The sequence below is a fragment of the Chryseobacterium sp. Y16C genome, from assembly GCF_022488405.1.
Lineage (GTDB): Bacteria > Bacteroidota > Bacteroidia > Flavobacteriales > Weeksellaceae > Chryseobacterium > Chryseobacterium geocarposphaerae.
The window spans coordinates 3,853,349-3,866,357 of record NZ_CP092711.1 but is presented as its reverse complement, the minus strand read 5'-3'; the positions used below and the strand labels follow the sequence as shown (position 1 = coordinate 3,866,357).

At 33.6% G+C, this 13,009-nt stretch carries 13 protein-coding genes; 4 read left to right on the top strand and 9 right to left on the bottom strand.

All coding sequences use genetic code 11. The features are described 5' to 3' along the window. Positions 1-110 precede the first annotated feature (110 nt). Positions 111-2,585 carry a glycosyl hydrolase family 95 catalytic domain-containing protein gene (locus tag MKS83_RS17485; protein ID WP_240580670.1) on the top strand — a complete coding sequence of 825 codons (2,475 nt, stop codon included), beginning with the start codon at positions 111-113 and terminating at the stop codon, positions 2,583-2,585. Between the two features lie 250 nt (positions 2,586-2,835). After that, positions 2,836-3,954, top strand: coding sequence for a polysaccharide lyase family 1 protein (locus MKS83_RS17480; protein ID WP_240580669.1), 1,119 nt, complete (start codon positions 2,836-2,838; stop codon positions 3,952-3,954). Positions 3,955-4,060: 106 nt separating this feature from the next. Here MKS83_RS17480 and pelA read toward each other — a convergent pair whose 3' ends face one another. Beyond that, positions 4,061-5,083 carry a pectate lyase gene (gene pelA / locus MKS83_RS17475; RefSeq protein ID WP_240580668.1) on the bottom strand — a complete coding sequence of 341 codons (1,023 nt, stop codon included), beginning with the start codon at positions 5,081-5,083 and terminating at the stop codon, positions 4,061-4,063. A 10-nt stretch (positions 5,084-5,093) separates the two neighbouring features. Further along, complete coding sequence (locus tag MKS83_RS17470) at positions 5,094-6,272, bottom strand: DUF4861 family protein (protein WP_240580667.1); 1,179 nt, start codon at positions 6,270-6,272, stop codon at positions 5,094-5,096. A gap of 286 nt (positions 6,273-6,558) precedes the next feature. Here MKS83_RS17470 and MKS83_RS17465 point away from each other — a divergent pair, with 286 nt between their 5' ends. Beyond that, a complete protein-coding gene (locus MKS83_RS17465; RefSeq protein ID WP_240580666.1) occupies positions 6,559-7,008 on the top strand; it encodes a hypothetical protein in 450 nt (149 codons plus the stop codon). A gap of 409 nt (positions 7,009-7,417) precedes the next feature. Here the strand turns inward: MKS83_RS17465 and MKS83_RS17460 are convergent, their stop codons facing one another. The 6 genes from MKS83_RS17460 to MKS83_RS17435 all read right to left on the bottom strand — a co-directional run bounded on the left by MKS83_RS17460 (position 7,418) and on the right by MKS83_RS17435 (position 12,040). Next, on the bottom strand, positions 7,418-8,350 hold the full coding sequence (locus MKS83_RS17460) for an RHS repeat-associated core domain-containing protein (RefSeq protein ID WP_240580665.1): 933 nt from the start codon (positions 8,348-8,350) through the stop codon (positions 7,418-7,420). A gap of 277 nt (positions 8,351-8,627) precedes the next feature. Then, entirely contained in the window at positions 8,628-9,080 is a 453-nt protein-coding gene (locus MKS83_RS17455; RefSeq protein WP_240580664.1) for a hypothetical protein, read from the bottom strand. Between the two features lies 1 nt (position 9,081). Next, positions 9,082-9,561, bottom strand: a complete 480-nt coding sequence (locus MKS83_RS17450; RefSeq protein WP_240580663.1) for a hypothetical protein — start codon at positions 9,559-9,561, stop codon at positions 9,082-9,084. Positions 9,562-9,601: 40 nt separating this feature from the next. Continuing rightward, positions 9,602-10,066 carry a hypothetical protein gene (locus MKS83_RS17445; RefSeq protein WP_240580662.1) on the bottom strand — a complete coding sequence of 155 codons (465 nt, stop codon included), beginning with the start codon at positions 10,064-10,066 and terminating at the stop codon, positions 9,602-9,604. A 295-nt stretch (positions 10,067-10,361) separates the two neighbouring features. Continuing rightward, positions 10,362-11,027 carry a hypothetical protein gene (locus MKS83_RS17440; RefSeq protein ID WP_240580661.1) on the bottom strand — a complete coding sequence of 222 codons (666 nt, stop codon included), beginning with the start codon at positions 11,025-11,027 and terminating at the stop codon, positions 10,362-10,364. A 41-nt stretch (positions 11,028-11,068) separates the two neighbouring features. Then, entirely contained in the window at positions 11,069-12,040 is a 972-nt protein-coding gene (locus tag MKS83_RS17435; protein WP_240580660.1) for an RHS repeat-associated core domain-containing protein, read from the bottom strand. 155 nt (positions 12,041-12,195) lie between these two features. Here MKS83_RS17435 and MKS83_RS17430 point away from each other — a divergent pair, with 155 nt between their 5' ends. Next, positions 12,196-12,633, top strand: a complete 438-nt coding sequence (locus tag MKS83_RS17430) for a hypothetical protein (protein WP_240580659.1) — start codon at positions 12,196-12,198, stop codon at positions 12,631-12,633. Between the two features lie 32 nt (positions 12,634-12,665). On the opposite strand, the gene MKS83_RS17425 is transcribed toward MKS83_RS17430, so the two are convergent. Beyond that, entirely contained in the window at positions 12,666-13,007 is a 342-nt protein-coding gene (locus tag MKS83_RS17425) for a hypothetical protein (RefSeq protein ID WP_240580658.1), read from the bottom strand. Positions 13,008-13,009: the final 2 nt, after the last annotated feature.

Below are 13,009 nucleotides of genomic sequence, written 5' to 3'. Positions count from 1 at the left end.
CTCAGTGTGACATCTCTAATACTATTTCTTATTAATAATTCATTGATAACACTGTCATGCTGAGCTTGTCGAAGCATCTTAACAAATAAAAACCTTTTAAACATCTAAAAATGCTGAAAATCATCCAACATAAAATATTCTTACTGGTTTGCGGAACGGTCATTTCTGTTTCGGTTCAGGCACAGCAAAATTTAAAACTCACTTACAACAAACCGGCAGAAAACTGGAATGAAGCACTACCGATCGGAAACGGAAGATTAGGAGCCATGATTTTTGGAGGTGCTTCACAGGAACATCTTCAGCTTAATGAAGAAACAATTTGGGCCGGAGAACCCGGAAATAATGTTCCGAAAAACACATTCGACAGCATTCAGAAAATAAGGAAACTGTTAAATGAAAGTAAATTTGAGGAGGCTCAGAATCTTTCCAACAGAACATACCCAAGACAGGCTCCAAAAGACCTGAACTATGGAATGCCATACCAGACAATGGGTGACTTGTTTTTGAATTTCAAAGGCCATGAAAATTTTAAAAATTACAATAGGACTTTAGATATTGAAAAAGCAGTCAGTACTGTTTCTTATGAAGTAAACGGGGTGACTTTCAAGCGGGAAATTTTCTCGTCTTTTGCGGATAATGTGATTATAATCAAAGTTTCTTCAGGTAAAAAGGGAAGTTTAAATTTCTCTATCAACGCTTCTACTCCACATTTGCAAAAATCTATTTTCACAGAGAACAACCAATTGGTTATCAATGGAACAAGCAGTTCAAAAGATAATAAAACCGGAAAAATCAACTTTAAAACCATTGCTTCTCCTGTTTTAAAAGGCGGAAAACTAACCTCATCAAAAGATAAACTGGAAATTTCCGGAGCAGATGAAGTAGTGATCTATGTTTCCATTGCAACGAATTTCAAAAAGTATAATGATCTTTCAGCCAATCCTGGCGCAAGAGTTTCAGAATATTTACAATCGGTTTTAAATAAAAAATATGATGCAGAATTAAAAGCTCATATCGAACAATACCAGAAATATTTCAAACGTGTAAGTTTAGATTTAGGAATTACTGAACAAGCGAAAAAGACAACCGATATCAGAATTAAGGAATTCGGAACTTCAAATGATCCGGATTTGGTGGCTTTGTATTTCCAGTTTGGGCGTTATCTTCTGATTTCTTCTTCTCAACCGGGAACCCAGCCTGCCAACCTTCAGGGAATCTGGAATTACCAGTTGAATCCGGCTTGGGACAGCAAATACACAGTGAACATCAACACAGAAATGAATTACTGGCCTGCAGAAAATACCAACCTCAGCGAAATGCACGAGCCTTTATTTGATATGATCCAGGATCTATCGGTAACAGGGCAGGAATCTGCCAAAGAAATGTACCACGCAAGAGGCTGGAATATGCATCACAATACCGATTTGTGGAGAATCACAGGAATTGTTGACGGCGGTTTCTATGGAATGTGGCCCATGGGTGGAGCCTGGTTAACACAGCATATCTGGAGTCATTATTTATATTCCGGAGATAAGGATTTCTTAAAGAAAAACTATGAAGCCTTAAAAGGGTGCGCTTTGTTTTATCTTGATGTTCTTCAGCAGGATCCTTCCCAACAATACCTTGTTGTTTCCCCTTCGATGTCTCCTGAAAATACATACGTAAAGAATGTAGGAGTTACAGCCGGAACAACAATGGATAATCAGTTGGTTTTTGATGTATTTAATAATTTCATCAATGCTTCAAAAATTTTAAATAAAGATCAAAACCTTTCGGATCAAATACAATCGGCTTTAGGCAAACTTCCGCCTATGCAGATTGGGCAGCACGCCCAATTACAGGAGTGGCTGAAAGATATGGACAAAACCGACGATAAACACAGACATATTTCGCACTTGTATGGACTTTTTCCATCAGGACAGATTTCACCGCTCAGAAACCCTGATCTGGCGGAGGCTGCAAAAAATTCAATGATATACAGAGGAGATAAATCTACAGGCTGGTCAATGGGCTGGAAAGTAAATTGGTGGGCAAGATTATTAGATGGAAACCGTGCTTTTAAATTAATTTCAGACCAACTGTCACCCGCTCCTCTCGATAATAAAGGCGAATCAGGAGGAACCTATCCGAATCTTCTGGATGCGCATCCACCGTTCCAGATTGATGGAAATTTTGGCTGTACCTCAGGAATTGCAGAGATGTTGCTGCAAAGCTACGATGGTTATCTTTACATTTTACCGGCACTTCCGGACGCTTTGCCCAATGGTTCTGTAAAAGGCTTGAAAGCAAGAGGCGGTTTTGAAATTGATATCGACTGGAAAAATTCTAAACTTACAAAATTGGTTGTAAGATCTGCTATGGGCGGAAATGCAAGAATCAGAATTGCGAAAGATTTAAATTTAAAATCTAAAACAAATTGGCAATTGGCAAAAGGAGAAAATCCAAATGGGTATTATCAAACGCATACGATTAAAACTCCTTTAGTTTCTGAAAAAGCTCAGTTAAAAGGTTTTGATGTTCCTGAAACTCAGATTTTTGATTTTAATACAAAGAAAGGAGAAACGTATACTTTTGAAGTAAAATAGCATTCGATAAATAACAAAAACATAAATATCCCGCAGAACTCAAAATTACACAAGTTATTGACTGTAAATTCTGAGCTCTGTGGGAATTTCACAAAAGACATTAATTTAAATAAATAATAAAATGCAACCGATTGAATAAATTAAATAATCAATATTATAATTATATAAATATTAATATTTTAAAATATAAAACTTTTAAATATTAAATTTATAATTTCACACTTGTATCAAATAACAAAAAATTATTACTATGAAAAAAACATGTAAAGCTTCCATTCTGATGGTAGCTCTGAGCTCAATCTTTGCCTTAAGCGGCTGTGGACAGGAAGACATCAAAACTGATCTTACAGAAAATCCGAACAGCCTTACCATGAATGACATTCCTGAGACCAATGCAGTTGTTCCCTTAGCAGATTGCGCCGCTCCGGGATGGGCTTCTCAAAACGGCGGGACAACCGGTGGTGGAACAGCAGCCGAAACAACTGTAACCACGTATGCCCAACTAAAAGCAGCCATTGAAAATACCGCGGTAAAAGTGATCAAAGTAACCGGAACCATTACCATCACTGCGCGTATCTCATTTCAGGACCAAACCGGAAAAACCATTTATGGAACAAGCGGCGCCAAACTGGTTTCGACCGATCAGACAAAAGACGGTTCGGGAATTCTCAATATTAAAAGATGTAACAATATCGTAATCCGAAATTTGATCTTCGAAGGACCGGGAGCCTACGATACAGATGGTTGGGACAATGCTATTTTAGACGATTGTAGAAATGTCTGGATCGATCATTGTGAATTCAGAGACGGGGTTGACGGAAACTTTGACATCAAAAACAAATCAGATTATATCACGGTTTCTTATACTAAGTTTCATTATCTGAAACCTCCGAAAGCCGGCGGTTCAGGCGGAACTGATGATCACAGATTCTCAAACCTTATTGGATCAAGTGATACCTCAACAACAGATGCAGGAAAACTGAATGTAACCTTCGTTCGTTGCTGGTGGGCCCCAGGTTGCAGAGAACGTATGCCGAGAGTGAGATTTGGAAAAATCCATATTGTGAACAGCTATTTCAACAGCTCTGTAAGCAACAAATGTATTGCAGCAGGAGTTCAGGCCAACATTCGTGTAGATGGAAACGTTTTTGAAAATGTAAAAGAACCTATCAATTTAATGAGTGGATATACCGCAGTAACGGTTACCTCAAACAATACATTCACCAACGTTACGGGCAATACAGCAGGAAGCGGAACAGCATTTACCCCACCTTATTCTATCCCGACTTTGTCCCTATCTTCTGTAAAATCTGATGTGACAGCCAATGCAGGCGCTACTCTTACTGGCAACATCTGTAATTCACTATAATTAAGTACTCCTGTAAAACAAGAAAAGACTGAGAAATATCTCAGTCTTTTTCTATTAGACGAATGCTTACTAAATATCATCTAAACTTTCTACAAATCCGAATGAATTAGTTATCAGAAATTTTATTTTTCTCCAACCATTTCGGATACTCTTTATTGATCAGTTTGTCCGCAAAATCACCAAACCAGCTGTAGCCGTTTCTTCGTTCTTCCGAAACTTCATTGTAATTATATTTTACACTCCCGTCTCTGTCACCAAAAAGTGGCCTATTATTGTTAATATCATAAAACCTTGCCCAGATTACAGAACCTTTTTCTGCCGTTAGAGTTCGGATAGCTTTTCCGTTTACTTTTGAAACATTATAGCTATAGCCTTCAATTTTGTTTTGCTTAAACCATTTTACCGCTGATTTAATTGATTTTTCAACTTCAGGAGTAACCGGCTGCATCATTAAAAAACGCACAATCCCCACCGATTCTGCCGTTGCCAACGAAATAGGTTCAAAAGCTCTGGCTTTATCAGGTTGCAAGGTTACTTCATTGTACTGATCTCCCCAAATGGTCGGAATTCCTTTTTGTAATACCTGAGTCTTTAAAATACAGTCAATCCCTCTTTTGACCGCATCTTTTGACTTCTCTTTTAATTTTGAATTGACAACATCAAAATCATTTTTTCCTTCCGCCACATTATACAACACCGTCAAAGCATTAATCATAGCGTTATCATTATACGTTACCTGCTTTCTGTACAATCCTGTATTCGGGTAATATTGTGGAAAGCCTCCGTTTTTATACTGCATCAGAAGAAGATAGCTGATCCCTTTTTCTGCAGCTTTCAGATATTCAGGATTTTTTGTCGTTGAATATGCCTTAATCAAAGCATTGATTTCCTTAGAAGTCGCATTATTATCAATGGTAGCATGATCATCACCTGTAGATTTTATCTTCCTTAAAAGATCCTTATCCAGCGGTAAGCTGTAATTGACTACAGATTTATCTTCCAGCTGCTTTCCCCATCCTCCGATCGGAAGCTGATAGATCAACATTTTTTCTGCTAAGGTGTCCTTTACCTGAGCGGAAAGGTTAACGGCAGTTAACCCAAAAGCGAATACGTATATTTTTAATTTCATCCTTACAATATTATTTAACCTTTACCTGTAAAGGGTTTGCTATAATCTGAGCCTGTTTTTGCAACATATTTTCCCAATCTTTTTGTGTTTGAATCTGCCCACTTTTCTGCCATGCAAATCCTGCATAATAAGTCAGTTTTTTCTGAGGTTTTGTAATGACCAGCAAATTACTCTGATCCGGAATTTCAGATTTAAAAGCCATTGATCTTTCTACAATATTGGGATCAACAACTATTCCTTCTCCCACAAAAGCATCATCAATTTTCTCCCAGTGTAGGTAATATCCGTTCTTATCATTCAGTTTTGCTTCTCCTTCATTTTTATGAAGTGTAATTCCGATCGTATAATTTGGAACCTGTTTTTCAGCTTCAAAAGTCGATTCAAATTTTGAAAAATTAGAACCCAGATCCAGAGAAATTCTCTTTGTTTCCTTCACTCCAAACTCACTCCACGGATTATAAGTTAATTCAAAAACCGTTCTCAACGGACCTTCTGCAATCGTTTTTGAGGTTACAAAATTCTGAGACACCTGGAGTTTTCCGTCTTTCCAGATCCCGATTCCTCCTGTTCCACGACTGTCTCCAACCTGATAGGGATCATAACCTTCTCCTCTTGTATCTCTGTGATAATACATCGGATCCGTCAAATAACCTTTATACCAGTCATTAATGATAGATTTATCAGTTCTTTTCAGCCAAATATCCACTCCACTTGAAAGCGTACTACCTTTTACTCCCGCCAAAGCTTCCTGTTGTCCTTTCGGACCATACACACGAAAAGCAATTTTATCATTTTCCCAAGTATAATCATCCGCACGCTCAGGAACCAACCTTGAATATGTCGTCACATTACTTACCGGAACCGGAGTTTTTGCATCTGCAACGATAGTATAAAAACCGGTCTTTTTCCCTCCCACTTTCGCCTGAAAAAGCAGTTCATCATTCTTCCCATCTCCATTATTATCCATCCACTGAATCGTAAGGTAATTATTTTGAGCATCTTTAATTCGAAGATCCGACTCTTTATTTTTACCTAAAAACGACTTCAACTGGCTTATCGGAATCGCAACCACTTCATTTCTTACAAAATCCTGAGTATTTTTCACCTGAATAGAAGTTTGTGCAGCTATAAAATCCGCGCCTATGCAAACGATTGCACAGCTTAATCCAAGTATTGATTTTTTATTCATAACTCTCAAACGTTATTTTCTCAAAAATAGAAATAATTCTTTATATAATTACTTTAAAAATTTTTTTAGATAACAAAAGGCAAAAAAATAAATTTCACCAGTAACCCTATAACTTATATTATTTATGATGATATTGTTAAATAATACTTTTTTCAGAATATTCCAAATACAACTTTGCTTATTTGAATAATAAAACTATGTTTAAATGAATACGTATATTTGTAAAAACATTTTATATAATGGAAAAAAATATTACAACACTTATGATATATAAAATTCAACTGCTATGAAAAATATTCTTTTTGTTTTAACTTTTTGTATTTCTTCTTTTGTTATTGCCCAGGAATCTGCTCCACCACCTCCAGCAGAACCTACACCAGAAAATAAAATTCTGATTGACGAATTGATTAAAGTAACGGAATACGAAAATTACTTTAATAATTATTGTAAAAATAAAGTAGAACAAGCCGCACAAGAGGGTAATTGGAATGAAAAGAGAAAAAAAGAAATTATTGAAAGTATAAAATTTAAATACTTCAATAATGCCATCTATAACGCTTTTGCCTCTGATTCCAAAGAAAATCTAAATCAAGCAATTGTACTATTTAAAAATTTGAACAGTCAAAGAAGTGATCATATTTTAAAGACTGTTCCAATGAATGCAATGCTTCAATTTAACTTAGATGGATTTGTAAAAAGTTTATTACATGGAAAATATATGGTATCAAGTTACTGAATAGTCTTATCAACAAATAAAAAATACTCTCACTTTTGTGAGAGTATTTTTTATTTCTAATATATTTTTATCAAATTATATATCAAATTGAAAAGTCCTATTAAAAATAAAACCCACCAATACTTTTTAAAAGCTTGTACTTGAGGGCTTTTTGATATTTTTATAATAATACTCGCAAAAATAAAAAAAAGAGGTGCTATTATTCCTATATAATTCATAAACATTTTTTTATAACCAACAATAAAAGTATAAATATTAATGCTAATGCACTAATAATCCTAGAATAATTCATTGGATTTATTTCAAAACCATTTGCTTCGTCTTTACTTAATCTGTTTATATTTGATCTAATATAAAGTATAGAACAAATTAAAAGCAAAAAGCCTATTACAATATAAACTATATTCATTTACTTTTGAGAGTCTAGTATTTTTGAAGAACCTTCTTTAACACCTTCTTTAGTTACAGTATTTACATCATGTATAATTGTCCTATTAGGTGAGTAAACATTAGGTGTTGGGCCAGGTATTAGGGTATCTACGACTGTATTTATAATAAATCCTGCTGTGATGTCAAAAATAGCATTGCCAGTTGCATTATTTGAATAATCCGAGGTAATAATTTCAACACCACTTTCAATAACTTTTCCTGTTGTTGACATTATAGAACCTGCAGTTGCTACTGTCAAACCAGGAGTGGCTCCCACGCCTGCAATGGGAGCTCCTACCGCAGCAACTGCAAGTCCTGACATAGTTGCAGCATCTCCTGTTGTTTGCATTGCTTGAGCTGCTGCAGTAATATCCGTTTTATTATCTATAACATAATTTTTAAATTTTGTAGATAGAGGTTCTGTCCCAGCCATATCTTGGGTTGTATATTCTACACCATTTCTAACCCATTTTGCATTATCAGATAAAAGTGCATATCCTTTTCCATCGCTAGAATAATAACCCATTGCATTTGGGGCATAATGTGTTGCTCCTTTTCCCCAATACTTTTCTGCCCCTGCTTGATCTTTAACTCTACTATCCCAAAAATAATTACCGTTTTGCCCCCTTACCCAATCAAGCGGCTTCTTGCCATCTGGATCTACATATCTCACCGGGTTCTGGAAGCTGTAACTATATGGAGACCAGTTTGGCATTCTCTCAGCCATTGGATCCACTCCATACCAAATACTTAATCTAGGATTATAATACCTCGCTCCATAATAATAAAGACCTGTTTCGCTGTCAAGCTCCTTGGCATTGAATTTATATGGGTTATCATACACCCCACTCATCTGCTCTACCATGGTTTCCCCGAACGGTAAATTTAAGAAAAACTGCGTTGGGTCTCCCATAAAATTTGTCACAAATGTTGCCGTTCCTAAATGGTCACCATGAAGATAATATAAGCCTGTGTGCTGATACTGTTCTCTCAGCTCTACAGAAATTTCATGTCTTATCTTGTTTTCCAGATAAGTTTTGAAGTCTGATTAAGCTAATTATATTGATTTTATTTTTAAACAGGATACAAAAAAATGTAATTTTTCTTATTTAAAAGTATTATACAATACAGCAAGAACCCTCACAAAATATAAGGCATTATTTATCTGTTATTCAAATCAGACCACTAGATTATTGTTTAACTGTATTTATCATATAAGAAGAATCACCTTTTATTTGATATAATTTTTTTGAAATAAGACTTCCATCAATATTGTGAAATTCAAAATACCCTGTCTTTAATTTACTCTGGTAGGATTTTTCTGGATCAGGTAATTTCTTAAACCTGTATCTTCCTTTAGAAAAAAGTTTATGGGTATTTTTTTCCTCTACGATTTCAGTACCATAAAAATAATTCTCACTTGAACTATCTATTATTATAAAAGTATCAAAATGATCATCATAAATGTCATTATCTTTGTCTTTATATACATAAATCGTATCTGTAAACTGATCTCCTTTAAATTTTCCATCTGCTTTAATAAAACCAGCTTTATCATAAATGCTATAAGATAAATTGCTTTTTTTTGTGCAGGATTCTATCAGAAAAATAGAAAATATTAAAACAATTACTCGATTATTCATTCTAAGGTGCAATTTTTGTGTTATATACAGTATCATTTACAATTATATATTCAGTTTTTTCAATAACACCTCCTTTCATATCAAATGTATTATGAATCCCAAACGGTTGTACGCTCTGTAATGCTTTTCTAAAATCTGAGTTTCTTTTATACCTATATGACCCCATAAGCTTAGCTTTTTTTTCAAAAATAATATATTCTGTTCCATAAAAATAAGGCCCCCTCACACTGTCTATAATAATAGAATCTTTAAATGGAAGATTGGGGTTCTTGCTATAAATGATAGATCCTATAAAATGATCTTTATAAAAATTCAAATGCATGGCGGCTTTCTCATTTTTATTAAAAAACGTAATTTTAGTAGTATCTTCTTTTTTATTTAAAATGTAATTGAGTTTGCCATTTGGATAGTATATTTTTTGGGGTACCTCTTTTTTACATCCCAAGAGGATAAACAAGCTACATAAAATAATATATTTCATAATCTAATCTTCCTAAATGTTTATTTAATAATTCGCTGAATCAACGCTGGCTTTTCTCATACTTTTTCTTCCAATAATTTGTAGAATCAGCGCTGGATTTCAACATAGAGTCTCTCTTCTGTACTGGTAAACCAAAACCTCTTACATTTTTATATTTCAAACCATACGCTGTACCATCTTTATTACGAAGAAGCCCTGTTGCCTGTGTAGTCCAAATACTAGCTGTATCCATTGATTTTGATGTTTCTGACCCAGATAAACTTCCAACAGGATTCCCAATACCTTCTACATCAAGACCAAATTGGGTAAAAGCCTCTTCAAAGCCTATAGCACCACGAGTAAGTTGTGTATTTCTACCATAAAACATAAATATCTGATAAAACATATCGTTAGTTTCAAGCTTGTCACGAGGTAAAGCTTTACTTGCTGTGCTCGGATCTGTTTCATTAGCACCTCCAGTAAAAACCTGCATAGTGTCATTTGTCCAGGTTGTGTATGAAAGCATATTTGGTATTGAAGTGATACCAACTTCATCTGAACTAAGCTTTGAAATTGACCCTCCTTCATTTAGTTGCCTCTAGCGGATTGATAATAAATCTTGATGTTCCTAAATTATCTCAAAACTGCAGTTCTGGGTACAATTAACACTCATTAACGAACTCGATAAGGAAGAAAAAATATCCTCCTAAAACTTATTGAAGCTTTTGTTTCTAAAAAACGGTTTAAGATTATTTGCAACAGCATATTTCAGCATTATAAAAGCAAACCTCCCGCTAAATTAGCGGGATTGTTTTATTGCTTCATTTTAAAGTATCTCTCACATATATTTCACTTCCTCCCATTTTCCCATCTTTAGTTTGAGATAATTCAAAAAAAACGCCAGAGATTACAATATTATTTTTATTAGGAATTGAAAATGTACATCGAAATTGATTATCTGAATTTATACATTCACATTCGCTACTACCTATTTCTTCATTTTTTTTTGTATCATAAACAGAATATAAAAACTTACCTTTTGTTTTAATAATATCTTTATTTTTTGGTACATAAAAAGAATAGAAAACGTTACTCTTTTTAGGCGTTAAAGCGTAGTATTTGCTTTTATAAATATCCAATTCTGAATTATTAAAAATCTTATATTGATTTGCAAATTCTTTGTTATCAACTAATCTATACTCGATTATCATAAGTTCTTTATCACTATTCGAGTCAACTATTTTCCACCAATCTATCTTTTCATTATTTTGAGTTAAATATCCTGTTACATGCAGAGGGCCTACATCTCCTTTAATTCTATAGGTTGAATCATTTAGCTTAGTTCTCTCAGATTTTTCGAATTTACTAATGTCTGCAATTTTTGAAAAAAAAGCTTGGGAATTTATGTTTTTTTTTTCTTTAGGTTCCTCTTTTTTACAAAAAAATAATGTAAAAAGAAAAACAGTATAAATATATTTTTTTCTCATAAGTATGATTTCACGTTTTTTAATAAAATTAAAACTACTTTTTAGCGAGTTAGAAATTTAGATGAGTTAGATTTAACAGAATCATATTTTTTATTCAGTCTATCATAAACTTGATCAAAAGATTCGTTTTTTCTATAAGGTTCTGAAAAGATAGTATCCTTAAAAAGAACACCTTTTTCAGGATAAACAAAGGTCGCCTTAATATGCAGTGTATCTGGTTGACTTTTAAATATATTACGTCCAGCATCCGATAGGTTTTTCATTCCATCAAGAAAAGCAGTGAATCTATCAAACAGTTGCAAACTCCCTGGGGAATCAGGCAAAGAACCTGGTTGTACAAAACTTCCCATATCTAGAGTATATAATTTATCTCCTGGTCTAAATTTATCCCATGTGCTTTGATCAAAATCTGTTCTTGCAGCTCCACCAGGATTTGTAAGTTGAGGGAATTCTTGTGGTGACCAAGTTGATATATCTCCTTGAATGAAACTTGTAATAGTATTAATTAAACCATACATAGGTTCATAAGTAGCTTTCCCTCCTTTACTAAGCCTTACATATCCAGCCTCTCCATTAGGTCCTATTTTTGCATCAGAAATTACAGTCCCATTCTTTGCAAAGCCGGTTACACCTTCCATTTTGTAAGCCTGTTCAGCTGTAGTGACAGTCGCATCATATTGCCATACTCCGTCTTTTCTAATCCAATCTTCCGGTCCCATTCCTGTAGGATCCGTATAAATAATAGGATTATCAAACGTATAATTATACGGCGACCAGCTTGGGTATTTGGCAGCTAATGGATCCACACCATACCAAATACTTAACCTAGGATTATAATACCTCGCTCCATAATAATACAAGCCTATGTCTTCATCAAGTTCCTTAGCATTGAACTTATACGGATTATCATAGACTCCCGATTGCTGTTCATACATGATTTCCCCAGAAGGTAAATTTAAGAAAAACTGAGTAGATTCTGATGTTTCATCAGTAACAAATGATGCTGTTCCCAAATGATCTCCATGCAGATAATATCTTACAAACTCAATATGAATAACTTCAAATTACTTATCTATTTTCAACGATAAGTTGTATGCTATAATTAATTTTTTCAGATTTAAAATTAATTGATTATTTTTTTAATATTATTTTTACATAAATATTTCCTATGAAAAAATATATTATATCTTTTGTTTGTTTTGCTTTTATTGGTTGTAATTACAATAAAATTTATGAAAACAGAGAATCTGATAAACAAGATGCTCAAAAAGTTATTAATAAATTTTATTTTTTAATACAAAACAAAAATAATAAAGAAGTTTTTAAATTATTTAGTAATCGGTTTTTTCAGGAAGTAGGAAAAGAAAGGTTTGAAAGGATTTTAGATAAAACAGATAATGATTTCGGAAAAGTAAAAGATTATGAACTTATAGATAGTTGGACACAAATAACCGAAGGATCTAATCCTATTTCTAAATATGAACTTTCATATCTTGTTACAAGGGATTCTACTCAAACAAAAGAATATTTTAGACTACAGAAAGAGAATAACTCTATTAAAATAATCTCTTATCGACTTGATTTCGATATTGTACCAAAAAAATAAAAGCGGACAAATTTCCGCTTTTATTTTTTCAACTACAACTGGTAGTTATGGTTAATAATACTATCTTTTTTGTGAATACTAAAAATTAGTTCACCCTTCTTTTTTACAATTGTATCACCCAACTCAATTTCCCCTTTATATGAAGTCCACCATCTATTATAATGATTACATTCACAAGGCTTTTTAGTAAATGGATTATATCCTTTAGTTTTAAACATCTCAGAGGTATATAATGAAGGAGGAATTTCTACAACTATAATACATTCTTCCTCAGCAAGCCTCTTTGCATTGCTTTTGTGGTCTATACGATTTGTTAAAATAAAAAAAATTAACACAATTATTAAACTGACAATTAAACTTATTTTGGGTTTCATCT

Excerpts from the sequence above, each read along its gene's own strand:
- MKS83_RS17465 (WP_240580666.1), top strand. The coding sequence starts at position 6,559 with ATGAAAAATATTCTTTTTGTTTTAACTTTTTGTATTTCTTCTTTTGTT.
- MKS83_RS17455 (WP_240580664.1), bottom strand. The coding sequence starts at position 9,080 with ATGAATAATCGAGTAATTGTTTTAATATTTTCTATTTTTCTGATAGAA.
- MKS83_RS17440 (WP_240580661.1), bottom strand. The coding sequence starts at position 11,027 with ATGAGAAAAAAATATATTTATACTGTTTTTCTTTTTACATTATTTTTT.
- MKS83_RS17470 (WP_240580667.1), bottom strand. The coding sequence starts at position 6,272 with ATGAATAAAAAATCAATACTTGGATTAAGCTGTGCAATCGTTTGCATA.
- MKS83_RS17480 (WP_240580669.1), top strand. The coding sequence starts at position 2,836 with ATGAAAAAAACATGTAAAGCTTCCATTCTGATGGTAGCTCTGAGCTCA.
- MKS83_RS17445 (WP_240580662.1), bottom strand. The coding sequence starts at position 10,066 with ATGCTTTCATACACAACCTGGACAAATGACACTATGCAGGTTTTTACT.
- MKS83_RS17460 (WP_240580665.1), bottom strand. The coding sequence starts at position 8,350 with ATGGGAGACCCAACGCAGTTTTTCTTAAATTTACCGTTCGGGGAAACC.
- MKS83_RS17425 (WP_240580658.1), bottom strand. The coding sequence starts at position 13,007 with ATGAAACCCAAAATAAGTTTAATTGTCAGTTTAATAATTGTGTTAATT.
- MKS83_RS17450 (WP_240580663.1), bottom strand. The coding sequence starts at position 9,561 with ATGAAATATATTATTTTATGTAGCTTGTTTATCCTCTTGGGATGTAAA.
- MKS83_RS17485 (WP_240580670.1), top strand. The coding sequence starts at position 111 with ATGCTGAAAATCATCCAACATAAAATATTCTTACTGGTTTGCGGAACG.
- pelA (WP_240580668.1), bottom strand. The coding sequence starts at position 5,083 with ATGAAATTAAAAATATACGTATTCGCTTTTGGGTTAACTGCCGTTAAC.
- MKS83_RS17430 (WP_240580659.1), top strand. The coding sequence starts at position 12,196 with ATGAAAAAATATATTATATCTTTTGTTTGTTTTGCTTTTATTGGTTGT.